At 60.5% G+C, this 25,028-nt stretch carries 21 protein-coding genes and 3 tRNA genes; 3 read left to right on the forward strand and 21 right to left on the reverse strand.

The annotated features are described in order from the left end of the window. Positions 1-29: 29 nt before the first annotated feature. The 6 genes from ACA053_RS18915 to truA all read right to left on the reverse strand — a co-directional run bounded on the left by ACA053_RS18915 (position 30) and on the right by truA (position 5,295). A complete protein-coding gene (locus ACA053_RS18915; protein WP_109633196.1) occupies positions 30-590 on the reverse strand; it encodes a CvpA family protein in 561 nt (186 codons plus the stop codon). A gap of 99 nt (positions 591-689) precedes the next feature. Continuing rightward, positions 690-1,367: an SPOR domain-containing protein gene (locus ACA053_RS18920; protein WP_497393390.1), complete on the reverse strand. Its 678-nt coding sequence runs from the start codon at positions 1,365-1,367 to the stop codon at positions 690-692. Beyond that, the gene (gene folC / locus ACA053_RS18925; RefSeq protein WP_497312487.1) at positions 1,351-2,658 is read right to left on the reverse strand and encodes a bifunctional tetrahydrofolate synthase/dihydrofolate synthase; all 1,308 of its coding nucleotides are present in this window, start codon (positions 2,656-2,658) and stop codon (positions 1,351-1,353) included. Before folC ends, ACA053_RS18920 begins: the two co-directional genes overlap by 17 nt. Then, entirely contained in the window at positions 2,655-3,575 is a 921-nt protein-coding gene (gene accD, locus ACA053_RS18930; RefSeq protein ID WP_109633201.1) for an acetyl-CoA carboxylase, carboxyltransferase subunit beta, read from the reverse strand. The genes folC and accD overlap by 4 nt, the downstream gene beginning before the upstream one ends. A gap of 208 nt (positions 3,576-3,783) precedes the next feature. Beyond that, a complete protein-coding gene (locus ACA053_RS18935; RefSeq protein WP_497393392.1) occupies positions 3,784-4,407 on the reverse strand; it encodes a phosphoribosylanthranilate isomerase in 624 nt (207 codons plus the stop codon). A 63-nt stretch (positions 4,408-4,470) separates the two neighbouring features. Beyond that, complete coding sequence (gene truA, locus ACA053_RS18940; protein ID WP_403106832.1) at positions 4,471-5,295, reverse strand: tRNA pseudouridine(38-40) synthase TruA; 825 nt, start codon at positions 5,293-5,295, stop codon at positions 4,471-4,473. Between the two features lie 349 nt (positions 5,296-5,644). Here truA and ACA053_RS18945 point away from each other — a divergent pair, with 349 nt between their 5' ends. Next, the gene (locus tag ACA053_RS18945; RefSeq protein ID WP_497312732.1) at positions 5,645-6,580 is read left to right on the forward strand and encodes an IS110 family transposase; all 936 of its coding nucleotides are present in this window, start codon (positions 5,645-5,647) and stop codon (positions 6,578-6,580) included. Between the two features lie 189 nt (positions 6,581-6,769). Here ACA053_RS18945 and ACA053_RS18950 read toward each other — a convergent pair whose 3' ends face one another. The 7 genes from ACA053_RS18950 to leuC all read right to left on the reverse strand — a co-directional run bounded on the left by ACA053_RS18950 (position 6,770) and on the right by leuC (position 16,223). Next, positions 6,770-9,406 carry a FimV/HubP family polar landmark protein gene (locus ACA053_RS18950; RefSeq protein WP_497393393.1) on the reverse strand — a complete coding sequence of 879 codons (2,637 nt, stop codon included), beginning with the start codon at positions 9,404-9,406 and terminating at the stop codon, positions 6,770-6,772. Between the two features lie 208 nt (positions 9,407-9,614). Beyond that, a complete protein-coding gene (locus ACA053_RS18955) occupies positions 9,615-10,625 on the reverse strand; it encodes an aspartate-semialdehyde dehydrogenase (RefSeq protein WP_109633207.1) in 1,011 nt (336 codons plus the stop codon). A gap of 282 nt (positions 10,626-10,907) precedes the next feature. Continuing rightward, entirely contained in the window at positions 10,908-12,020 is a 1,113-nt protein-coding gene (gene asd, locus ACA053_RS18960) for an aspartate-semialdehyde dehydrogenase (RefSeq protein WP_109633208.1), read from the reverse strand. A gap of 66 nt (positions 12,021-12,086) precedes the next feature. Beyond that, complete coding sequence (gene leuB, locus ACA053_RS18965; RefSeq protein WP_497393395.1) at positions 12,087-13,169, reverse strand: 3-isopropylmalate dehydrogenase; 1,083 nt, start codon at positions 13,167-13,169, stop codon at positions 12,087-12,089. A 65-nt stretch (positions 13,170-13,234) separates the two neighbouring features. Then, complete coding sequence (locus ACA053_RS18970) at positions 13,235-14,002, reverse strand: class I SAM-dependent methyltransferase (protein ID WP_109633211.1); 768 nt, start codon at positions 14,000-14,002, stop codon at positions 13,235-13,237. A gap of 147 nt (positions 14,003-14,149) precedes the next feature. Continuing rightward, positions 14,150-14,794, reverse strand: coding sequence for a 3-isopropylmalate dehydratase small subunit (gene leuD, locus ACA053_RS18975; RefSeq protein ID WP_497312498.1), 645 nt, complete (start codon positions 14,792-14,794; stop codon positions 14,150-14,152). Positions 14,795-14,804: 10 nt separating this feature from the next. After that, the gene (gene leuC / locus ACA053_RS18980; RefSeq protein ID WP_497312500.1) at positions 14,805-16,223 is read right to left on the reverse strand and encodes a 3-isopropylmalate dehydratase large subunit; all 1,419 of its coding nucleotides are present in this window, start codon (positions 16,221-16,223) and stop codon (positions 14,805-14,807) included. Positions 16,224-16,371: 148 nt separating this feature from the next. Here leuC and ACA053_RS18985 point away from each other — a divergent pair, with 148 nt between their 5' ends. Together ACA053_RS18985 and ACA053_RS18990 are read left to right on the forward strand one after the other, a co-directional pair. Next, positions 16,372-17,262: a LysR family transcriptional regulator gene (locus tag ACA053_RS18985; RefSeq protein WP_109633217.1), complete on the forward strand. Its 891-nt coding sequence runs from the start codon at positions 16,372-16,374 to the stop codon at positions 17,260-17,262. A gap of 66 nt (positions 17,263-17,328) precedes the next feature. After that, a complete protein-coding gene (locus ACA053_RS18990; protein WP_497312502.1) occupies positions 17,329-20,607 on the forward strand; it encodes a PAS domain S-box protein in 3,279 nt (1,092 codons plus the stop codon). Positions 20,608-20,831: 224 nt separating this feature from the next. On the opposite strand, the gene ACA053_RS18995 is transcribed toward ACA053_RS18990, so the two are convergent. From ACA053_RS18995 to ACA053_RS19030, 8 genes are all read right to left on the reverse strand, one after another. After that, on the reverse strand, positions 20,832-21,275 hold the full coding sequence (locus ACA053_RS18995; protein WP_461980763.1) for an Hsp20 family protein: 444 nt from the start codon (positions 21,273-21,275) through the stop codon (positions 20,832-20,834). Between the two features lie 132 nt (positions 21,276-21,407). Beyond that, positions 21,408-22,367, reverse strand: coding sequence for a tRNA dihydrouridine synthase (locus ACA053_RS19000; RefSeq protein ID WP_497312504.1), 960 nt, complete (start codon positions 22,365-22,367; stop codon positions 21,408-21,410). 172 nt (positions 22,368-22,539) lie between these two features. After that, positions 22,540-22,977, reverse strand: coding sequence for an acyl-CoA thioesterase (locus ACA053_RS19005; protein ID WP_109633224.1), 438 nt, complete (start codon positions 22,975-22,977; stop codon positions 22,540-22,542). A 48-nt stretch (positions 22,978-23,025) separates the two neighbouring features. Beyond that, entirely contained in the window at positions 23,026-23,859 is an 834-nt protein-coding gene (locus ACA053_RS19010; RefSeq protein WP_497312506.1) for an alpha/beta fold hydrolase, read from the reverse strand. Positions 23,860-23,890: 31 nt separating this feature from the next. After that, a complete protein-coding gene (locus ACA053_RS19015) occupies positions 23,891-24,430 on the reverse strand; it encodes a TetR/AcrR family transcriptional regulator (protein WP_214382064.1) in 540 nt (179 codons plus the stop codon). Between the two features lie 183 nt (positions 24,431-24,613). After that, a tRNA-Glu gene (locus tag ACA053_RS19020) sits at positions 24,614-24,689 on the reverse strand. An 80-nt stretch (positions 24,690-24,769) separates the two neighbouring features. Then, positions 24,770-24,845 (reverse strand) — tRNA-Ala (locus ACA053_RS19025). 53 nt (positions 24,846-24,898) lie between these two features. Next, positions 24,899-24,974 (reverse strand) — tRNA-Glu (locus ACA053_RS19030). Positions 24,975-25,028: the final 54 nt, after the last annotated feature.

Consider the following 25,028-nt stretch of genomic DNA (forward strand, 5'->3'; position numbering starts at 1 on the left):
CTACTTAATGGATCTGAACTGAACACAACTCACTGAGGCGTTTTGGCCATCGGCAAGAGGTGCTCCTTGAACGGTATCTCAGCGGGTACGCTGATACCGCTGGCAAGCCACTGACTGCTCCACCCGAGGATCAGGTTTTTGGACCAGTCTGCGACCAATAGAAATTTTGGCACGAGCTGTGACTGTTGCCACCACCCGTCCTGCTGTACCGGCCCCAGGCTCAACAGCCCGACTGCCACGACCACCAGCAACACGCCACGCGCAGCGCCGAAGGCCATGCCGAGGAATCGATCGGTCCCGGACAACCCGGTGACACGAACCAACTCGCCGATAAGATAATTGATCATTGCGCCTACGATTAACGTGGCGACAAACATGATGGCACAGCCCGTGATCACACGAGCCGATGGCGTTTCGATGTATCCGGCGAGGTACTCGGACAATGCACCACCGAACATCCAGGCGACGACTCCTGCAATGATCCAGGTCACCAGCGATAATGCTTCTTTGACGAAGCCGCGGCTCAGACTGATCAATGCGGAGATGGCGACGATTGCAACGATCGCCCAGTCAACCCAGGTAAATGGCACAGTGCAGCCTACAGACGGATAAGGCGGCGCATTTTAGCAGAGCCCATGGCTATCGGTAAGCTGCGATTGTCAGTGCATTTCAAATCGGGCCGATAGTTTTTAGTTACGCTCAGGCTGGAAACGCACCACAAAGCCCTTGAGGTTCTTTTGACGGCCTAACAAGTCACGCAGACGGTCGGCTTCGGCGCGCTCGATCAGCGGCCCGACAAACACCCGATTCTTGCCGTCGGCCGTACGGATGTAGGCGTTATAGCCCTGACTGCGCAGGTCTTTTTGCAGGCTTTCGGCACTGGCACGGCTCGACAGGCTGGCCAGTTGCACCGACCAGCTGACCGACAGGCCATTGGCATCGACGCGGCTTTGAGTCGTATCAGGTTTGCCCGGCGCGGCAGAAATTGGTTGAGACGGCGCTGTTGCAGGCTTGGCTGCCAATGCAGGCACCGGGGCTGGCGCGGCCGGCTTGGCGACTGGTGCTGGTGTCACTGGTGCACTCGGTGCTGCGGGTGCAATCGGCGCCGACGGCGCGGCTTCTTGCTGAGCAATTTCATCATCACTCGGCACAGGTTCTTGAGGCAGCGCTTGCGGCTCAGGCACGACCACCGGCTCGACCTGCACTTGCGGCACCGACGGTGCTTGCGGCGCAGCCGGGGCTTCAACCGTCACTTGACGCTGTTCATCCTGACGGGAAAACAGCATCGGCAGAAAAATCACCGCCAGCGCCACCAGAACCAGGGCGCCAACCATGCGCTGTTTGTATGCCTTATCCAGCAATGCCATTTGCCGCTTCCTCCGTGGAGCGCCGGGCCAGCCATTCAAGGGCCTCGGCGACACAATAAAATGATCCGAACAACAGAATCTCGTCGTCGCTCGTCGCCAGTGCACACTGCCCTTCCAGAGCGGCGGCCACACTGTCATAGGACGTTACCGCAGCGCCAAGGTTCTGCAACGCCGCCTGCAAATCGGCAACCGGGCGCGCACGCGGTGAATCCAGCGGCGCGACAGCCCATTGCTGGACACTAGCATTCAATTCACTGACAACACCATCCAGATCCTTGTCCGCCAACAATCCGAACACCGCCAGGCGCTTGCCGACCGGTGGACGGCTGGCCAGACGGCGCGCCAGATACTCGGCCGCGTGCGGGTTATGACCCACATCCAGCAACAGGTTCAGGCGCTTGCCCTGCCAGTCGAACTGACGGCGATCGAGACGACCGACCACCCGCGTCGCTGTCAGGGCCTCAATAATTTGCGCACCCACCCACGGCAACCCGAGCAACAGGTAAGCCTGCAAGGCCAGCGCAGCGTTTTCCATCGGCAGATCGAGCAGCGGCAGATCGCGCAACTCGACCACACGCCCTTGAGCGTCTACACCGCGCCATTGCCAGTTGTGATCGGTGACACCGAGGTCAAAATCGCGCCCACGCAGGAAGAACGGGCAAGCCAGCTCGCGCGCTTTATCCAGCAGGGGTTGCGGAGGATTCAGGTCGCCACAGAGCGCGGGCGCGCCCTGGCGGAAGATGCCGGCTTTCTCGAATGCCACGGATTCACGGGTATCGCCCAGATAATCGGCGTGATCAACACCGATGCTGGTGACCAGCGCCATGTCGGCATCGACCACGTTGACCGTGTCCAGACGCCCACCGAGACCGACTTCCAGCACCACGGCATCAAGCCCTGCCTGTTGAAACAGCCAGAACGCCGCCAGGGTGCCCATTTCGAAGTACGTCAGGGACGTGTCGCCACGGCCCGCCTCGACCGCAGTAAAGGCTTCGCATAGCGCGGCGTCAGTCGCTTCGACGCCGTTGACCTGCACCCGCTCGTTGTAACGCAGCAGGTGCGGAGAGTTGTAGACACCAACGTTCAGGCCCTGCGCCCGCAGCAACGAAGCCACGAATGCGCAGGTCGAACCCTTGCCGTTGGTGCCGGTGACCGTGATCACCCGAGGCGCCGGCTTGCCCAGTCCCATGCGGGACGCTACCTGTTGCGAGCGCTCAAGGCCCATGTCGATGGCCGAAGGGTGCAACTGCTCAAGGTAGGCGAGCCACTCGCCAAGGGTACGTTGGGTCATATGTTGGCAGGTACCGGTGGAACCACGATCGGTTCGATAGGTGCGGCAACGAATGTCGGCGTTGGCAGGCCCATCATTTGTGCCAGCAGGTTGCCCAGGCGTGGACGCAGTTCCTGACGGTGAATGATCATGTCGATCGCGCCGTGCTCCAGCAGGAACTCACTGCGCTGGAAGCCTTCCGGCAGTTTTTCACGCACGGTTTGCTCGATCACGCGCGGACCGGCAAAGCCGATCAGGGCTTTAGGCTCACCGACAATCACGTCGCCCAGCATCGCCAGACTGGCGGAAACACCACCGTAGACCGGGTCGGTCAGCACGGAGATGAACGGAATGCCTTCTTCACGCAGACGCGCCAGTACCGCGGAGGTCTTGGCCATTTGCATCAGGGAGATCAGGGCTTCCTGCATCCGCGCACCACCGGAGGCGGCGAAGCAGATCATCGGGCAACGGTTTTCCAGCGCGTAGTTGGCGGCGCGGACAAAACGCTCACCAACGATGGCGCCCATCGAACCACCCATGAAGGAGAATTCGAAGGCAGAAACCACCACCGGCATGCCCAGCAAGGTACCGCTCATGGAGATCAGTGCGTCTTTTTCGCCGGTCTGCTTCTGGGCAGCGGTCAGGCGATCCTTGTACTTCTTGCCGTCGCGGAATTTCAGACGGTCAACCGGCTCCAGGTCTGCGCCCAATTCGGCACGGCCTTCAGCGTCGAGGAAAATGTCGATGCGCGCGCGGGCGCCGATACGCATGTGGTGGTTGCACTTGGGGCAAACGTCCAGGGTCTTTTCCAGCTCCGGACGATACAGCACAGCCTCGCAAGACGGGCATTTGTGCCACAGACCTTCAGGCACCGAGCTCTTCTTGACCTCGGAACGCATGATCGAAGGGATCAGTTTGTCTACTAACCAGTTGCTCATGCTTTCTTTCTCCAGTACCGGCGGCCCGAACGCTCTGGTTCGCAGCCCCGCGTATGCCCTTGAGCTAAATTCATGTGTGTGGCGATGATCGATCGATTGCCGGGTCATTGAACGTGACCGGCGTACAACCCCTCAATCCTCAGCCGTGCCTGCTTTGTGCAGCGCAGTGCATTTTGGGACGGCGGCAGTCTGCCAGCCGTCACATCAACTACGAGCTACTGCGTACCGCCTTGATGAATGCCTGAATCTTTGCGTGATCCTTGATGCCCTTGCTCGCCTCTACCCCACCGCTGACGTCAACCGCGTAAGGCCGGACCCGGGCGATTGCCTCAGCCACGTTATCCGGGGTCAAGCCACCAGCGAGGATGATCGGTTTGCTCAAGCCTTGCGGTATCAGAGACCAGTCGAACGCTTCACCGGTTCCACCGGGAACACCTTCGACATAGGCATCAAGCAGGATACCGCTGGCACTTGGGAACGCATTGCAGGCCGCCCCGATGTCGTCGCCGGCCTTGACCCGCAACGCCTTGATGTACGGGCGGTGCCAGCCTTCACATTCGGCTGCGGTTTCGTCGCCATGGAACTGCAACAGGTCCAGCGGTACGGCGTCGAGCAGCTCGCCCAACTCGCAGCGGCTGGTGTTGACGAACAACCCCACGGTGGTCACGAACGGCGGCAGCAACTTGATAATGTCGCGCGCCTGCTGGAACGTGACGGCCCGCGGACTCTTGGCGTAAAACACAAACCCGATGGCATCCGCCCCGGCCTCGACCGCCGCCAACGCATCTTCTATGCGGGTAATCCCACAAATCTTGCTGCGAACGGCTGACATGTCGATAAAACCTCAGGGCAAATCCGAGAAAGTCCCGGATGGTAACAAATGCGTTCGAGGGCGTCAGCCGTCAAGTTCAGAGAAGCCGGTGAGGAAGTGTGGACCAATGTAACGCTCGGGCAATTCGAACTCGTCGCGATACTCGACCTGCACCAGGTACAGGCCGTAAGGATGCGCCGTCACCCCGCCAGAACGACGGATCCGGCTCTCCAACACTTCCTTCATCCACTCCACCGGACGCTCGCCGGCACCGATGGTCATCAATACACCGGCGATGTTGCGCACCATGTGGTGCAAGAAGGCACTGGCGCGAATATCCAGCACGATCATCTTGCCGTGGCGCGTGACCCGCAGGTGATGCAGTTCCTTGATCGGCGACTTGGCCTGGCACTGACCGGCGCGGAAAGCGCTGAAATCATGGGTACCGACCAGGTACTGGGCGGCCTCGGCCATGCGCTCGACATCGAGCGGACGGTGGTTCCAGGTGATTTCTTCGTTGAGGTGCGCCGGGCGGATCTGATCGTTGTAGATCACATACCGATAACGGCGGGCGATGGCCTTGAAGCGCGCATGAAAATGCGCCGGCATGACCTTGGCCCAGCTGACGCTGACGTCGTGGGGCAAGTTGATATTGGCGCCCATGACCCAGGCCTTCATCGAACGCTCGACCTGCGTATCGAAATGCACCACTTGGCCGCACGCATGCACGCCGGCGTCCGTGCGTCCGGCGCAGAGCAGCGATACCGGTGAGTCGGCGACTTTGGACAGGGCCTTTTCGAGGGTTTCCTGCACGGTGAGCACGCCAGAGGCCTGGCGTTGCCAGCCGCGATAACGCGAGCCTTTGTATTCAACGCCCAGCGCGATCCGGAAAAAGCCGTCGGCCGCCATTTCGGCGGCCGGGTTATCTATATTTGCCAAGGAGTAACAGCCTGCTGATGTGCGCAAAGGCGGGCATTATAAGGCCGCCGCACCGGGACGCCAGTGCAACAGTCGATACGGTGTTGAATGTGACGCCGCCATCGCGAGCAGGCTCGCTTGTATGTTTAGACTTGAAGGGGTGGGTGGGACTACAGACTCGATTCTGACTCTGACCAGTACAGACTGTGGGAGACTTCTCGTCCCGCCCCTTCTACCCAAAAGCGCCGATAAGGAATTCATCGGTAAACCGACGATAGAGACAAGCCAGCGCAACGGTAGACCCCAACAAGCACTTAAACCCTAGCTCCGAGGATTCGTCATGACAATCCTTACTTCGCAGACGGTTGTTGGTATCGATATCGCCAAGGCCCAAATTGCTGTCTATCGCACCGACCTGCAAATCATTCAAGACATCAAGAACGATCGAACCGCCCTCAAGCGTTGGCTTAAAACCCTGCCTGCCCAAAGCGCTATCGCCGTTGAAGCCACCAACATCTACCACTTGGACACGGTAGAGCTGGCCCATGAGATGGGTCATCAGGTCTACGTGGTGGATGCTTATCGCGTGAGTCATTACCGCCGTGGCGTTGGTCAACGAGCCAAGAACGATCCCTGCGATGCGCGTTTGCTGGCGCGTTACCTGGAGAATGAACAAAGCAAACTGCGGGTCTGGAGCCCGCCACCCAAGGCCTACAGCTCGCTGAAAAGCCTGCTTCACAGACGTGCAACGCTGATCCAGAACCATGCTGGGCTGATGTTGAGTTGGGCCAATGAACCCTTGTTGAAGAAAGTGCAGGTCGCTCAGCAGAAGGCGTTCAAGCAAGCGGATCAGGCGATTCAGAAACTGCTGCGCAAGGTCAGCAAAGAGGCGGGAATTGAGGCGAATATTGATCGCTGCAAAGCCATCGAAGGCGTTGGGGAACTGACCGCAACCGGGTTGGCGACGACCTTTATGCGGGGCGATTTTGCGAACAGCGATGCGTTCATCGCATTCCTGGGAATGGACTTGGCAGTCGAAGACTCCGGCAAGAAGAATGGGCAGCGGTACCTGACCAAAAAAGGAGATCCGGAGGTTCGTCGTTTGGCGTACAACGCCGCAATGGCGGCGTGTCGCTCGCCTAAATGGAAGCCGTTTTACGAGGCATACCTGGCTAGAGGCTTCTCGAAAACCCAGGCCTTGGTTGCCTTGGCCCGAAAGCTCTGTCGAGTGGCATTTGCCCTGATGAAAAATCAGAGCGAATACCTGTCAGCCTGAGAATTCAGGGTTGCCGGGCAACATAGAATCTCCCACAAGGATCGTGGCGCCGCACTATTTGTGTCTGGCACCAATCCCTGTGGGAGCGAGCCTGCTCGCGATGGCGGCCTGACAGACGCCGTCGGATCACCGCTGAAACAAAAACGGCAGCCTCACTGGGCTGCCGTTCTGTTACTGCCTACCGATCTCTCAAGCCAGATGCGAAAGCATCTCCTTGGCTTCACTCTTCTGGCCAGCATTCCCCTCGGCCACCACCTCATTGAGGATGTCCCGAGCGCCGTCGTTGTCGCCCATGTCGATATAGGCCTGGGCCAGATCGAGTTTGGTGGCGACTTCGTCGGTGCCGGAGAGGAAGTCGAAGTCCGGCTCGTCCGCCGCGGAAGCCATAGCATCTTCTGCGGTAAAGGTCGGCTCACTCATGCTCTGGGACAAACGATCCAGCTCGGCGTTGACGTCATCCAGTTCAGCGGCAAAGGCGTCCTTGACCTCAGGCTCGGCCGGGGCGGCATCCATTTCATCAGCCAGCGACAGGTCGAAATCGGCCGGCAGCTCCAGATCGTCCTGAGGCAATTCAGGTTTTACAGGCTCCGCAGGCAGGTCCTTCACGCCTTCGTCCAGATCCAGCAGGAAGTCATCTTCAGCGAGGATGGCCGGCGATGTATCACCGCCCAAATCCATGTCCAGATCGAAGTCCGACAAGTCGTCGAGGTTTTCCTTGATTTCGGTCTGTTCCTTCAATACCGATTCAAAGCTCAGGTCATCGTCCAGCGGAAACTCGTCAAGGTCAGCCGCAGCTTCCGGCTCTGGCGTGACCACTGCTGGTGACGCGGCTTCCAGGTCATCCAGGCTCAGGTCGAAGGCACTGTCCAGGTCATCGGCCGGTGCTTGCGGCTCGTCCAGCAGCAGGTCCTTGACGTACTGCGCGTCCAGCTCGGCAGCGATGGCGGCGGCAGCAAGACCACCGGCAGCCGCGATAGCCATTGCCGGGAAGCGGCTTTTAAGCTGCTCGACCTGGGCGAAGTTGTCACCGTTGGCGACCAACTGACGCTCCTGGGCAACAAATGCATCGCGATCGCCCTGCTGACCGTAGACTTCCATCAGTTTCAGACGCAGGTCGCTGCGCTGTGGCTCTTGCTTGATGCCGTCTTCGAGCAACGCAGCGGCCTGGTTCAAACGACCGGCGGCAATGTGCGACTGGGCCTTGGTCAGCACGTCGTCATCGCGCTCGGCTGCTGGCGATACCAGTGGCGCGGCGATCGGCGTGGTCATTACGTCTGGGACTGGCGCTGGGGTTGGAGCTGGCGCAGGTGGTGGCGTTGGTATCGGCGCGGGAGCGAGCGTCACACTCGGCGGCGGAACTTCCAAACCTTCGAAGCTGCTTTCCGGCAGTTCCTGTTCGACAGAGAATTCCTTCTCTTCTTCCAGGGCACGCGCCATGCGCAGGTGTTTCTCGGCTTCTTGCTGGGCTTTGCGGCGACGTGCCAGCAACAGCAGCAACAGCAACAGAACCACTGCACCGCCGCCCACCAGACCCAGCAGGACCGGATTGGTCAGCAGCTCGTTGAATTTCTGGTCATCGGAGGCCTCTGGCGTCGGCTCGACTGCCGACTCGGCAGGCACTGGCGCCGGAGCAGCTTCAGGTGCCGCCGCCTCTGGAGCAGGTGCAGCCGGAGCAGGAGCCACTTCCGTCGGCGCTGCCGCAGGATCAGCGGCCAACTCGGCAGACATCGCTGGAGCGGTCGCCGCTGCAGCCGGCGCATCAGCAGCGCCTTCAGCCTGCAACTTGGCCAGTTGATTGTTCTTCAGTTCGATCAGGCGTTGCAGCTTGTCCAGCTGACTTTGCAGATCGGCCATGCGGCTTTTCAGTTCGGCGTTGTCACGACGGGTCGTGTCGAGGCTTTCCTGGGTCACCGCCAGTTTGTTGCCCAAGGCCTTGGCATCGCCTGGGGCGCCTTTGCCACGGCCTTTGCCAGTTTCGGCAGAGACCAGGCTCAGGTTATCTTTCGCCGCTTGCGTCGGAGCAGCGTCAGCGCGTCCACGCTTGGTGGCATCGAGTTGCTGCTGCCCGGTGCCGGGCTTCGCGACATAACGACGCCCCTGGCGCCATGCGGTGTTCTGTGCAGCGACTTCAGCGATTGCCTTGGATTGCGGCAGACTGGTGCTTTGCGCCTGATCGGGCATGCGCAGCACCTGGCCGATTTTCAACCGGTTGATGTTGCCGTCGATGAAGGCATCCGGGTTCAGCGCCTGGATGGCCAACATGGTTTGCTGGACCGACCCGCCATTACGCGCCTTCTCGGCGATCTCCCAGAGGGTATCGCGCGCCGTGGTGGTGTATTGGGTCGGCTGGGTTGCACCGGTCACCGGCGCAGTGACTGCTTGGGTCGGCGCAGGCTGCGCAGCCGCTTCAGCGGTCTGCGGGGAGAATTTCGACGGGTCGAGCAACACGCTGTAATCGCGCAGCAGACGACCGTTGGGCCACATCACCTGAACCAGGAATTTCACCATCGGTTCGGACAGGGGCTTGCTGGACGTTACACGCAGGATGCTTTTACCGCTGGCGTTGAGCACGGGGGTGAACGTCAGGTCGTTGAGAAACGCCTGGCGATCGACACCGGCCTTGGCGAAATCTTCCGGCGAAGCGAGGCTCGGCACCACTTCCGCGGCGGTGAGTTCCTTGACGTCGAGCAGCTCGATTTCCGCCACCAGAGGTTGGTTCAGCGTCGACTTCAGGGTCAATTCCCCGAGCCCGAGGGCATGCGCCATACCGGAGGACAGCGCCGAGGCGGCCGCTATTGCTAACACCAGTTTGCGAACTTGAACCATAGCCTCATCCTTTGTTTGAACATTCCTCGGCCAGCGAGAAGGTGTTGATAGCCGCTGCCGTAAGGCATTGCGCGCGACGACGAAGGGTCGTCACGCGCGATCGTTTCATTAATGCCCCGGAAAGCCCCACAGGGTGGCTCGCCATCAGCGATCCGGCCAAGCATAGCGCTCGGCAGGACTCATTCGAAAAATTGTTGCCAAGTATCTTTTACAGCAGGTCTTTTATCAACAATTCAGCCACCTGCACAGCATTGAGCGCGGCGCCCTTGCGTACGTTATCTGACGTCAGCCACAAATTAAGTTCCGACGGGTCGTCGATTCCCGCGCGAACCCGACCGACGTAGACCACGTCCTGCCCTACCGCATCGCCCACCGCTGTCGGGTAATCGCCGGCTTCCACCAGTTCGATACCCGGCGCGTCTTCCAGCGCCGCGTTGACTTTCGCCAGGTCCACAGCGCTCGCTGACTGCAAGGTCACGCTAAAGCTATCGCCAAAAAACACCGGGGCTTGAATGCAAGTGACGGAAATCTTTAATAAAGGCAGCGCCATGACCTGACGCAGCTCACGCACCAGGCGTTTTTCCAGCAACGTATGGCCTTGCTCATCGGGCTTGCCGACCTGGGCCAACAGGTTAAAGGCCATTTGCCGATCGAAAAAAGTGGGCTCCAGCGGACGCACGTTGAGCAGCTCGGCGGTTTGCCGGGCCAGCTCGGTCACGGCTTCGCGGCCCTGGGCGGAGACGGCCAGGCTGGCGGTCAGGTTGATGCGTTGCAGGTCAAGCAAACCGAGCAACGGCGCCAGCACTACGGCCAGCGTGGTGGCCGACGGGCTTGGGCTGCTGACCTGGAACGGTTTTTTCAAACCGGCGAGTACTTGGGCGTTGGCTTCCGGCACGATTTGCGGCGCCTCATCCGCCGGCAGCGCGCCGGACAGGTCGATCAGCGAGCAACCGGCTGCACGGGCGCGCGAGGCGAAACTCAGGGTGACCGCCGGGCCGGCGGCGAAGAATACGAGCTGGACTTTGCTGAAGTCGAACTCATCGACTTCGCGCACCCGCACGTTCTTGCCGCGAAACGGCACCGAATGCCCGGCGGATTCGCTGCTGGCCAGCAGGTGCAGGTTGCCGACCGGGAAGTCGCGTTCTTCGAGAATCTGCACGAGCGTTTCGCCGACAGTACCGGTGGCGCCGATCACGGCAATATCAAAGGACTGGCTCATGGTTCTACCTCTGGCGAAACGGGGGGAGCGGCACTTTACCGGGTGGTGGGCATGCAGGCAATTCGGTCAAGGATTTGCGGTGGCTGTTCTGGCCTCTTCGCGGGCAAGCCCGCTCCCACAGTGGTTGGTGTCATACACAAGATTTGTGTACACCACTGAAACCTGTGGAAGCGGGCTTGCCCGCGAAGAGGCCAGAACAGGCAACAGATCAACATCAGCCTGCCGGGAATAAAAAAACCCGCACCTCTTTCAAGGCACGGGTTCTTTTACAGCTTCAGTCGATCAACGCTCAAGCAGGATCCGCAGCATGCGGCGCAGCGGTTCGGCCGCGCCCCACAGCAGTTGGTCGCCGACGGTGAACGCACCGACGTACTGCGTGCCCATGTTCAGCTTGCGCAGACGGCCAACCGGTACGTTCAGGGTGCCGGTGACTTTCGTCGGGCTCAGTTCCTGGATGCTGGCTTCGCGGTTGTTCGGCACCAGTTTGACCCAAGGGTTGTGCTGGCTGATCAGCCCTTCGATGTCGGCGATCGGCACGTCTTTGTTCAGCTTGATGGTCAGCGCCTGGCTGTGGCAGCGCATGGCGCCGATGCGTACGCAGATGCCATCGACCGGGATCGGGCTCTTGAAGCGACCGAGGATCTTGTTGGTCTCGGCCTGGGCCTTCCACTCTTCGCGGCTCTGACCGTTCGGCAGTTCCTTGTCGATCCACGGGATCAGGCTGCCGGCGAGCGGTACGCCGAAGTTTTCGGTCGGGTACGCGTCGCTACGCATGGCTTCGGCGACACGGCGGTCGATGTCGAGGATGGCGCTGGCCGGGTCGGCCAGTTGATCGGCGACAGCGGCGTGGGTCGCGCCCATTTGCTTGATCAGTTCACGCATGTTCTGCGCGCCGGCACCGGAGGCCGCCTGATAAGTCATGGCGCTCATCCACTCGACCAGACCGGCTTCAAACAGACCGCCCAGGCCCATCAACATCAGGCTGACGGTGCAGTTGCCGCCGATGTAGTTCTTGGTGCCCGCGTCGAGCTGCTGGTCGATGACCTTGCGGTTCACCGGGTCCAGCACGATCACCGCGTCATCCTGCATGCGCAGGCTGGAAGCGGCGTCGATCCAGTAACCCTGCCAACCGGCTTCGCGCAATTTCGGGAAGACTTCGCTGGTGTAGTCGCCACCCTGGCAGGTCAGAATCACGTCGAGGGTTTTCAGCTCATCAATGCTGTAAGCGTCCTTGAGCGGAGCAATGTCCTTGCCCACGGACGGGCCTTGGCCACCGACATTGGAAGTGGTGAAAAACACCGGCTCAATAAGATCGAAATCCTGCTCTTCCAGCATCCGCTGCATGAGCACGGAACCGACCATACCGCGCCAACCGATCAGACCTACACGTTTCATCGCAACTACACCTTCTTTAAAAAGTGGGCCGCTGCTTTCAAGAGTGAAAGCAGCGGGCCCGAGAGATTACAGATTCCGCAGCGCGGCGACTACTGCGTCACCCATTTCCTGCGTACCGACTTTAGTGCAACCGGCCGACCAGATGTCGCCCGTGCGCAGGCCTTGGTCCAGAACCAGACTGACGGCTTTCTCGATCGCGTCCGCCGCGCCCGACTGGTTGAAGCTGTAACGCAGCATCATCGACACCGACAAAATGGTCGCCAACGGGTTGGCAATGCCCTTGCCGGCGATGTCCGGCGCCGAACCGTGGCAAGGCTCGTACATGCCCTTGTTGTGGGTATCCAGCGACGCCGACGGCAGCATGCCGATGGAACCGGTGAGCATCGATGCCTGGTCGGACAGGATGTCGCCAAACAGGTTGTCGGTGACGATCACGTCGAATTGCTTCGGCGCACGCACCAGCTGCATGGCGGCGTTGTCGACGTACATGTGGCTCAGTTCGACTTCAGGGTAATCCTTGGCCACTTGCTCGACGATTTCACGCCACAGCTGGCTGGACGCCAATACGTTGGCCTTGTCCACCGAGCACAGCTTCTTGCCGCGCACCATGGCCATGTCGAAACCGACGCGGGCGATGCGGCGGATTTCGCTTTCGCTGTACGGCAGCGTGTCGTACGCCTGACGCTCGCCGTTTTCCAGGGTGCGGGTGCCGCGTGGCGCGCCAAAGTAGATGCCGCCGGTCAGTTCACGGACGATCAGGATGTCCAGGCCCGCCACGATCTCCGGCTTCAGGCTCGACGCCTCGGCCAGTTGCGGGTAGAGGATCGCCGGGCGCAGGTTGCCGAACAGGCCCAGTTGCGCACGAATTTTCAGCAGGCCGCGCTCAGGGCGGATGTCACGCTCGATGGTGTCCCATTTCGGGCCGCCCACGGCGCCCAGCAGCACAGCGTCGGCTGCGCGCGCACGGTCCAGGGTTTCGTCGGCCAGCGGCACGCCGTGCTTGTCGATGGCGGCGCCGCCGATCACGTCGTGGCTCAGCTCGAAGCCCAGGCTGTACTTGTCATTGGCCAGTTCCAGCACCTTGACCGCTTCGGCCATGATTTCCGGACCAATACCGTCGCCCGGGAGAATCAGAATCTGCTTGCTCATGCTTTCCTCATGTCATCAGTCGGTGCGCCCAGGGGCGCACCCGGAAAAATTCTATCGTCCGGAGCCTATCGTTCTGCAATCAGCACCAGCACATCTGTACTGAACGAACCATCGGCCTCAATTTCAAAATATTCGCGTACTTCATTGCCCATCGACTGCTGCAGCTCGCGGATGGCCGCGCGCATGACTTGCGGCGTGCGCATGCGTTCGACCCAGCTGTTGTACTCCAGCCGCAACCGTTGACGCGTGGTGCTGCGGGTATGCAACCCCGCCTCGCTGACCTGACGCAACCACTCGCCGGCGGAATAATCGCGCACATGGCTGGTGTCGCGCAGTACTTCGACGCTCTGCAGGTAAGTGTCGAACAACGGACTGCCCGGTGACAACACGTCGACGAACGCCGCCACGCCGCCCGGCTTCAGCACCCGGCGCACTTCGCGCAGGGCCAGGCCGAGGTCGCTCCAATGGTGCGCCGAATAACGGCTGAACACGAAGTCAAACTCGCCGTCGGCAAACGGCAGGCGCTCAGCGGCACCGTTGACCGTGGTGACATTGCTCAAACCACGGTCGATGGCGGCTGCGGCGACCACGTCGAGCATCTGTTGGGACAGGTCGTAAGCGACCACTTCTTTCACCAGCGACGCCACGTGAAAACTCACGTGACCGGCGCCGCAACCCAGATCGAGCACCCGTGCATCGCCCTGCCCGGCCAGCTCGGCCTGTAGCAGCGCGAATTCAGTGCCTTGAGCGTGTACGGCGCTGCTCAGGTAGGCCGCGGCCTGTTCACCGAATTGCTTTTGGACTACCTGGCTGTGCTGGGCGGTGCGGGTCATCGGGACTTCCTTTTTTGGGGTGGAGTCTTGTGTTGCCTTCAAGGGCCTCATCGCGAGCAGGCTCGCTCCCACAGGGTTTTGTGAACGCCGCAAATCCAATGTGGGAGCCAGCCTGCTGGCGATGGCGTCATTACGCCTTACGCAAAATCAAGCGTCGCGAAACAACCAAGGCTGGCTCGCACGATGCTTGGCTTCAAACGTCGCAATCGCTTCATGGTCCATCAACGTCAGACCAATATCGTCCAGACCATTGAGCAGGCAATGCTTGCGGAACGCATCAATCTCAAAGCGCAGCACTTTGCCATCCGGACGGGTCACGGTCTGCGCTTGCAGATCAACCTGTAACTGGTAGCCAGGATTCGCTTCAACCTGCTCGAACAGCTCATCCACTTCAGCATCGCTCAAGATGATCGGCAGCAAGCCGTTCTTGAAGCTGTTGTTGAAGAAGATGTCGGCGTAGCTCGGCGCGATGATGCTGCGGAAACCGTATTCTTCCAGGGCCCACGGCGCGTGTTCACGGCTGGAGCCGCAACCGAAGTTCTCACGGGCCAGCAACACGCTGGCGCCTTGATAACGCTCGGCGTTGAGCACGAAGTCCTTGTTCAGCGGGCGCTTGGAGTTGTCCTGGTACGGCTGGCCGACATCCAGATAACGCCACTCATCGAACAGGTTCGGGCCGAAACCCGTGCGCTTGATCGACTTCAAGAACTGCTTCGGGATGATCTGGTCGGTGTCGACGTTGGCACGATCCAAAGGCGCGACAAGACCAGTGTGCTGGGTAAAAGCTTTCATGCTGCGCTCCTTAGATCAATTCACGGACGTCGACGAAACGACCGTTCACAGCGGCGGCGGCGGCCATCGCCGGGCTCACGAGGTGGGTTCGGCCACCGGCGCCCTGACGGCCTTCGAAGTTGCGGTTGGAGGTCGAGGCGCAATGCTCGCCCGACTCCAAGCGGTCCGGGTTCATCGCCAGGCACATCGAGCAACCCGGCTCACGCCATTCGAAACCGGCGTCGAGGAAAATCTTGTCCAGGCCTTCGGATTCGGCCTGTGCTTTCACCAGACCCGAGCCCGGCACCACGATGGCCTGCTTGATGGTCGAAGCGACTTTGCGGCCCTTGGCGATGACTGCCGCAGCGCGCAGGTCTTCGATCCGCGAGTTGGTGCAGGAACCGATGAACACGCGGTCCAGCTGGATATCGGTGATTGCCTGATTGGCGGTCAACCCCATGTATTTCAAGGCGCGCTCGATGGAGCCACGTTTAACCAGGTCCATTTCCTTCGCAGGGTCCGGCACGTTCTGATCCACGGCCAACACCATCTCGGGCGACGTGCCCCAGCTGACTTGCGGCTTGATTTGGGTCGCATCGAGCTCGACGATGGTGTCGAATTTGGCGTCTTTATCGGTCACCAGGTCTTTCCAGGCTTCGACAGCCAAGTCCCACTCCGCGCCTTTCGGGGCGAACGGACGGCCTTTCACGTAGGCCACGGTTTTTTCGTCAGCCGCCACCAGGCCTACGCGAGCGCCGGCCTCGATGGACATGTTGCAGATGGTCATGCGGCCTTCGACCGACAGATCGCGAATCGCGCTGCCGGCGAACTCGATGGCATGGCCGTTACCGCCGGCGGTGCCGATCTTGCCGATCACGGCGAGGACGATATCCTTGGCGGTCACGCCGAACGGCAATTTGCCCTCGACCGACACCAGCATATTCTTCATTTTTTTGGCGACCAGGCACTGGGTGGCGAGCACGTGCTCGACTTCGGAGGTGCCGATACCGTGAGCCAAAGCGCCAAACGCGCCGTGGGTCGAGGTGTGGGAGTCGCCGCAGACCACGGTCATGCCCGGCAAGGTCGCGCCCTGCTCCGGGCCGATCACGTGAACGATGCCTTGACGCACATCATTCATCTTGAATTCGACAATGCCATATTCATCGCAGTTGTCGTCGAGGGTCTGAACCTGCAAACGCGAGACCTGGTCGGCAATGGCTTCGATGCCGCCCTTGCGCTCCGGGGTGGTCGGTACGTTGTGGTCCGGGGTCGCGATGTTGGCATCGATGCGCCAAGGCTTGCGCCCGGCCAGACGCAGGCCTTCAAAGGCTTGCGGCGACGTCACTTCGTGAATGATGTGACGATCGATGTAGATCAGCGCAGAGCCATCGTCGCGCTGCTTGACCAAGTGCGAATCCCAGAGCTTGTCGTAGAGCGTTTTGCCGGCCATCAGACGTTTTCCTCATCAGCTTGTTTCTATGCCCTGGGTCTTGAGTGATTCAATAACCCTTTGGCTTGTGAGGTCGATCCTAGGGGGTTACATTAAATAACTCAAATTCATATTTTTTATGCTTTGGATAACCAACTGGAATACCGCAATGGACCTGGCCAACCTTAATGCCTTTATCGCGATTGCCGAGACTGGAAGCTTCTCCGGTGCAGGCGAACGGCTGCACCTGACGCAACCGGCAATCAGCAAGCGTATCGCCGGACTGGAGCAGCAATTGAAGGTGCGGTTGTTCGATCGACTGGGCCGTGAAGTCGGCCTGACCGAGGCCGGTCGCGCCCTGTTGCCGCGGGCCTATCAGATTCTCAACGTGCTGGACGACACCCGCCGCGCCCTGACCAACCTGACCGGCGAAGTGACCGGGCGCCTGACGCTGGCCACCAGTCACCACATTGGCCTGCACCGTTTACCGCCCTTATTAAGGGAGTTCACCCGACGCTACCCACAAGTGGCGCTGGATATTCAGTTCCTCGATTCGGAGGTGGCCTACGAAGAAATACTCCATGGCCGCGCGGAACTGGCAGTAATCACCCTGGCCCCGGAACCTCATACCTTGGTCAAAGCGACGCCAGTGTGGGACGACCCGCTGGACTTCGTGGTCGCCCCGGAGCATTCGCTGGTCAGCAACGGAGCGGTCAGCCTGGCGGACATCGCCCTGCATCCGGCGGTGTTTCCCGGCGGCAACACCTTTACTCACCACATCGTCCATCGACTGTTCGAGGCTCAGGGACTGACGCCGAACATCGCCATGAGCACGAATTATCTGGAAACCATCAAGATGATGGTCTCGATCGGCCTGGCCTGGAGCGTGTTGCCGCGCACGATGCTCGATGATCAAGTTGCGCGAATACCTTTGCCGGGCATACAACTCACTCGCCAGCTAGGCTATATCTTGCACACCGAACGGACGCTGTCGAACGCGGCACGGGCCTTCATGGCCTTGCTGGATGCACAAATCGATCTGCCAGGGACTCAAGGCTAACGTGCGCTACTGCCATCGAGCCGCGAACTCCTGTGCCTAACGCCCAATTCAGCCCAAGGCCTGCCAATGCCGAAATCTGTTGACCGTATTCCGCCGATGCCCCGTATTCAGGCGCTTGACCCGAAACGGTCCGAGCAGAGCTGGGAAAGTGCGCCGCAGTTGCTGGCAGCTCTCAACGGCGCGCGCCTGGGCGCTTGGTATTGGGACATCGAACGCGGTCAGATCAGTTGGTCGCGGGGCACCCAGGCGTTGTTCGGCTTCGATCCCCGGCAACCGTTGCCGGCCGATCTGGAATACCTCGACTTACTGCCTCCGGAGGATCGGGCCAAAACCATCCGTGCCTTTCATGCCGTGATTGCCGGCGCCCCGCTGGAACAAGCGATGCACCACCGCATCCGCTGGCCCGACGGCAGCCTGCACTGGCTGGAGATCAACGGCAGCCTGCTGCCGGACAAACACGGCCGGCCACGGATGATCGGGGTCATTCGCGAAATCACCCACCAGCGCCAGCGCGAACAGGCGCTGAGCAGCTCGGAAAAACGCTTCGCCACGCTGTTTCACCTGTGCCCGAACATGGTGCTGCTGACCCGCCAGGAAGATGGCCTGATCACCGAAGCCAACCAGTATTTCGAAAGCCTGTTCGGCTGGCCGGTGCAGGACGCCATTGGCCGAACGACCGTCGAACTGGGCCTCTGGGTACACCCGGAGCAACGGGACGTGCTGGTCAAGGCGACCAAGGCCAAGGGCGAACTGACCAGCATGGAGGTGCAGTTTCGCGCCAGCAACGGCCAGATCCATGACGGCATCCTCAGCGCACAGAAAGTCGAACTCGAAGGCCAGCCGTACCTGCTGAGCACCTTCCTCGACACCACGGAACGCAAAGCCGCCGAACACGCGCTGAAAGACAGCCAGGAACGCCTCGACCTGGCCCTGGATTCGGCGCAACTCGGCACCTGGGACTGGCACATTCCCAGCGGCATGCTGTACGGCTCGGCACGGGCCGCGCAGTTGCACGGGCTGGAGGCCATACCCTTCCATGAGTCTTTCGACGCATTTTTCGAAGGCGTGCCCGACGAAGAACGGGGCTCCATGCGCGACGCTTATCGCAGCCTGCGCGAAGGACCGGCCGGCAATTATCAGCTGACCTATCGGGTGCAACTATCGGACGGCAGCTCCCGCTACCTGGAAAGCCGAGCCCGCCTCTACCGCGATGAAAACGGCGCGCCGCTGCGCATGGCCGGCACCTTGCTGGACATCACCGACCAAGTGGAGCGTGAACAACGGCTGGTGGCTTCGGAAGAGAAATTCGCCACGCTGTTTCAAGTCAGCCCGGACCCGATCTGCGTTACGCGCCAGGACACCGGCCAGTTCATCGAGATCAACTCCAGCTTCACCCAGACCTTTGGCTGGAGCGCCGCCGAAGTGATTGGTCGCAGCGCCGACGAAATCGGCCTGTGGGACGCATCGGCGAAAAGCCTGCAACGGATCGAACAGGTCATCCGCGAACAGGGACTGAATAATGTCGCGATCGTCGCCCAGCACAAAGACGGGCAATCCCTGACCTGCGTGATTTCCAGCCGGCAGATCAGCGTGGGCGACCAGCCGTGCATCGTCACGACCCTGCGCGACATCACCCAGCAACAGCGTTCCGAAGCGGCACTCAAGGCGAGCGAAGAGAAGTTTGCCAAGGCGTTTCACTCAAGCCCGGACGCGATCACCATCACCGAGCGCGATACCGGGCGCTACCTGGAGGTCAACGATGGTTTCTGTCGCCTGACCGGTTACCGCGCCGACGAAGTGGTCGGCCGCACGGTGTATCAGGTCGGCATCTGGGCAGAAGAGAAACAGCGCTCGGCGCTGCTGGCCGAGTTGCAGCTCAAGGGCCGTGTGCATCATCAGGAAATGCTCGGCCGCAATAAGCGCGGCGAACTGCTGACCGTCGAAGTCTCGGTGGAGCCGATCACCCTCAACGAAACCGCGTGCCTGCTGCTGACTGCCCGAGACGTCAGCCTGCTGAAAAATGCCGAAGCGCAGATCCGTCACCTGGCCTACCACGACCCGCTGACCAACCTGCCGAACCGCGCGCTGTTGATGGATCGCCTGAGCCAGCAGATCGCGCTGCTCAAGCGCCACAACCTGCGCGGTGCGCTGTTGTTCCTCGACCTCGATCACTTCAAGCACATCAACGATTCCCTCGGTCACCCGGTGGGCGACACGGTGCTGAAAATCATCACGGCCCGGCTTGAGGCCAGCGTACGCATGGAAGACACCGTCGCGCGTCTGGGGGGCGATGAATTTGTGGTGCTCCTCAGCGGCCTCGAAGGCTCGCGCAACGAAGTCAGCGCCCAGGTCAGTGATCTGGCCGACACCTTGCGCGAATTGCTGTCGGAGCCGATGTTCCTCGATGGCCAGCGCCTGCAAGTGACGCCAAGCATCGGCATCGCACTGATTCCCGATCATGGCTCGACCCCGACCGACCTGCTCAAGCGTGCCGATATCGCGCTGTACCGCGCCAAAGACTCGGGCCGCAACACCGCGCAGATGTATCACAACACCATGCAGAAGGCCGCCAGCGAACGCCTGCGCATGGAAACCGATTTGCGCCTGGCCCTTTCCCGGGGCGAGTTTCAAGTGCATTACCAACCCCAGGTCGACGCCCGTGGCAACCGCATTGTCGGGGCCGAGGCGCTGGTGCGCTGGGACCACCCGGAACTCGGCCCGCAATCGCCCACCGAGTTCATCAAGGTACTGGAGGACAGCGGACTGATTCTGGAAGTCGGCACCTGGATCATCGACGAAGCCTGCGGGGCTTTCAAAAAGCTGGTCGCCAAAGGCCTGGTGAACCCGCTCAGCTTCAGCCTCTGCGTGAACATCAGCCCGAGGCAATTTCGTCAAAACGATTTTGTCGAACGCATCGAACACAGCCTCAGCAGCCACGGCCTGCCCTGCTCACTGCTGAAACTGGAAATCACCGAAGGCATCGTCATCCAGAACCTGGAAGACACCATCAACAAAATGCGTCGCCTGAAAAAACTCGGCGTGAGCTTCGCGATGGACGACTTCGGCACCGGTTATTCCTCGCTGACCTACCTCAAGCGCCTGCCGGTCGACACGTTGAAAATCGACCAGTCGTTCATCCGCGACGCCACCACCGACCCCAACGACGCCGAAATCATCCGCGCCATCGTGGCCATGGCCCGCAGTCTCGAACTGAAAGTGATCGCCGAAGGGGTGGAAACACCAGAGCAGCTGGAGTTCTTACAGGGGCTGGGGTGCCATTTTTATCAGGGGTATTTGCACAGTCGGCCGTTGCCGGTGGAGGAGTTTCAGAAGCTCCTCAAATAACGCGCCTCTTGTAGCAGCTGCCAAGCAGCGCGAGGCTGCGTTCGGCTGCGAAGCAGTCGTGTATCCAGGTGCCGCGGTGTTTCAGTTAAAACTCAACTGCAGGTTTTACGACTGCTTCGCAGCCGAACGCAGCCTCGCGCTGCTCGGCAGCTGCTACAAATCGGGCGAATGATTGCTGACAAAAAAAGGGCGCCAAATGGCGCCCTTCTCATTGCTCTGACTTGTTATTGCAGAGCGGGTTTTTGCGTCCCGTTGATCGGAATGCGTTTGGCTTTCGCCTCTTCCGGAATCACCCGCAACAGGTCGATGCTCAACAAACCGTTGCTCAGGCCGGCGGCCTTGATTTCGATATGGTCCGCCAGACGGAAGGACAGTTTGAAGGCACGCTGTGCGATGCCTTGGTACAGATAGGTGACGTCTTCGTTCGCGTCACGCTTGCCGCCACTGATGGTCAGCACACCTTTTTCCACTTGCAGTTCCAGGTCTTCTTCCTGGAATCCGGCGGCCGCTATGACGATGCGGTATTGGTCATCGCCGTGTTTTTCAACGTTGTAAGGTGGGTAGGTGCTGCCTGGCTCGTTGCGCAGGGCGGTTTCGAACAAGTCGTTGAAACGGTCGAATCCCACCGAGGAACGGAACAGTGGGGCCATCGAAAATGCAGTACTCATGATTCAAATCTCCTGAAAACATATCAGCAAGTTTTTTTGTCTCCGCGACCCGAATTCGGCATCGCGTAATCCCTAGATAGGGATCGCAGATTGCTTTTCAAGAGGTTATTTTCAGATTTTTTTAGAATTTTCTTAGGCCGCTTCGGCCACCTGCAGACCCAGCAAACGCGAGACCTGGTCCAGTTCAGTTTCCCTACGCAGGACGGTGAACAGCTCGACGGCTTCGGGATAATTGCGGGTCAGCATCGCCAGCCACTGCTTCAAACGGCCCGGCGATTGGCGTGCGGTCATCTGCGCCTTGGCTTGTAGCCAGAAGTCCTGAACCAGTGGCAGCAACTCTGCCCAGGTCATCTCGACCACTTCTTCACCGGTCCGCGCGGCGGCGATTTGCCGGGCCAGGTCCGGGCGCGACACCAGGCCGCGACCGAGCATGATGTCCTCCACGCCGCTGATTTCGCGGCAACGGCGCCAGTCCTCGACGCTCCAGATGTCGCCATTGGCGAACACAGGCACCTTGACCACTTCCTGCACCCGCGGGATCCATTCCCAGTGTGCAGGCGGCTTATAACCGTCGGTTTTGGTCCGGGCGTGAACCACGATGTGCGCCGCACCGCCTTCGGCCAGCGCTGTTGCGCAGACCAGCGAACCGTCGGGGCTGTCGAAGCCCAGACGCATCTTGGCGGTGACCGGAATGTGTGCAGGCACAGCACGGCGGACATGCTCAACGATTTGGTTGAGCAGTTCGGGTTCTTTCAGCAGGACGGCGCCGCCACGGGACTTGTTGACGGTCTTGGCCGGGCAGCCGAAGTTCAGGTCGATGACCTCGGAACCCAGTTCGCAGGCCAGCGCGGCATTTTCAGCCAGGCACACCGGGTCGGAACCGAGCAACTGCACCCGCAGCGGTACGCCGGACGCGGTGCGGGCGCCGGTCAGCAATTCCGGACCGAACTTGTGGTAATAGGCAGGCGTGAGCAGTTGATCGTTGATCCGAATGAACTCGGTCACGCACCAATCAATGCCGCCCACACGGGTCAGCACGTCCCGCAGGATGTTGTCGACCAACCCCTCCATGGGCGCCAAAGCAATTTGCATGAAAAACACACTCGACGAAAAACGTGCGGCAGTTTACTGGATTCTCTGTCGAAAGACTTGCATCTGCCTCTGTGGCGAGGGAGCTTGCTCCCGTTAGAGTGCGTAGCACTCTCCATTGCAAAGGACCGCTTCGCGCTCCAGCGGGAGCAAGCTCCCTCGCCACAGGATCGCGTCAACTTGGAACTTGCAACGCCGGGCCGTAGCCTTCGATGAACTCGGCCGGCATGCGCTTGGGCTTGCCCGTGGACAGCTCGATGCAGACGAAGGTGGTTTGCGCCCGCAGCAACGTGGTGTTGTCGCTTGGGCGCTTCAACTGGAAGTGGCGGGTCATTTTCAGGCGTTGATCCCAATCGACAATCCAGGTTGCCAGTTGCAACTCGTCGCCCTCGTACGCCGCGGCCAGGTAATCGATCTCGTGCCGCACCACTGCCATTGCCCGGTCCAGTCGACGGTACTCGACCAGGTCCAGGCCCAGCCGCTGCGAGTGGCGCCAGGCGCAACGTTCGAGCCAGGTCACGTACACCGCGTTGTTCGCGTGCCCCAGCCCGTCGATGTCCTCGGCGCCGACGTGCAGATCAATGATAAATGGCGTTGCCCGATCCCAGCCCATGCCCCACTCCCGGTCAGATGATTTCGACCGGGGCAGTGTAACGGATGCTTATGCCGATTGGCGCGATTGCAGGCTGCGACCGGCCAGCAGTGATAGCACGCCATCAATCACCCGAGGATCCGCCAGCACCCGCTGATGACCGCCCTCTTCCAGGCGCAACAGCCGACTGTCGAACCAGGCCTCGTGGATCAACCGGGACTCCTTGACCGAGACGAAGTTGTCATCTTCGGCGTGGACGATCAGGCCGGGCATGTCGAGCTGATAGTGCGCAACATCCAGCGTCGCCGCGCGCATGCCGACGTCTTTCTCGACCTGACGGATGAACGCCGAACGCGCTTTGGGCGGCAGCCGAACATAGCGGGCAAAACCGCGCAACACACCGAGAATCCGCGCCGGAGCGGCGATAGTGACCAGAGTTTCAGTGCGCAAGCCCAGCTGTACGGCGAGCATCGCACTGGCGCCGCCCATCGAGTGACCGATGACGGCCTGCAACGGCGGCAACTCGGCGGCGGCCTCAAGCATGGCGCGGGCGAACAGCACGACATTCGCTTCGTTACCCGGCGAGCGACCGTGAGCCGGTCCGTCCAGGGCAACGACGGTATACCCGGCCTCAACCAGCGCCGTGATCAGGCTGGCAAACTGCGTCGGCCGGCCTTCCCAGCCGTGCATCAACAACACGGCCGGACCTTGCCCCCAACGCAGCGCCGAGAGCCCGAAGCGCAAGGTGATTCGTTCGGATTTGGCCAGGAGCGGCAACTCCCAATCACGCGGAGGAAAATCCCGCGGCGTCATGAACGCCAGTCGCATTTTGCTCGCGACCAGTTTCGGTGCGAACCAGCCCAAGGTGCCATTAACGCCACGAACCCACTTCAACGTGCTCATCGCTCTCACTCCTCAGGCCACTGCCTTCAGGTCATAGCACCGCCGACTTGGCGGCGCGCAGCAATCGATCGGACAACTCGCCTGGCCCCAGCGCCCGTGCCAGAGCCAGACCACCGACCATCAAGGCCATGTCGGCCAGGGCTTTGTCGGTGTCTTCCGGGCTGGCCGCCAACTGCGCGACCATCATTTCCACATGCTCATTCAACGCCACACGAAACGCGTCCGGCAGACGCCCCAGCTCACCGACAGACGCCGGGATCGGGCACGCTGACTCCGAGGAATCACGGTGTTTGCGTGACAGGTAAAACGCGGCAACCAAAGCGCGACGCTCTTCGCCGGTCAATTCGGTGTCCATGTCGGCGATCAGCCCACGGCGATGACCGAGCAGTTGCTTGAACGCTTCCAACATCATCGCGTCCTTGCTTTCGAAGTGCGCATAGAAGCCGCCAACCGTCAGGCCGGCTGCGCCCATCACTTCGCCCACGCTCGGTTCGGCCGGGCCGCGCTGAATCAGCGCTGCACTGGCGGCTTTGAGAATGCGTTCGCGGGTTTGAGCTTTTTTATCGTTCATCGTTGCCTCCGAATATTACGACTAGAATATTATTCTCATAATAATTTTCCGCAAGTCGTGGATGTGACCGCTGGTCTGAAGAACAGTTTGAAAGAAATGGGGGATTTGGCCAAACGCCAGACAAACAAAAGGGCCATTCAATAATTGAATGACCCTTATAAAATCCCGCAGAGCGGGTAATCGTGGCGTCCCCTAGGGGACTCGAACCCCTGTTACCGCCGTGAAAGGGCGGTGTCCTAGGCCACTAGACGAAGGGGACGCAAAACCTTCTATACAACTGATCAGTGCTGAGAACTGATCGATTCAAGACCGGTGTGGCCAGATCTTGAACTGTAAAATTGGTGGAGCTAAGCGGGATCGAACCGCTGACCTCCTGCATGCCATGCAGGCGCTCTCCCAGCTGAGCTATAGCCCCGGATTTTTCGCCTCGCGGCGGAGCGACATCTTGCAACGTCGCTTCTGTAAAACTGGCGTCCCCTAGGGGACTCGAACCCCTGTTACCGCCGTGAAAGGGCGGTGTCCTAGGCCACTAGACGAAGGGGACGCAAACCCTTCTATACAACAGATCAACGCTGAGTGTTGATCGCTTCAAGGCCGG

The organism is Pseudomonas sp. LBUM1672 (genome assembly GCF_059695655.1).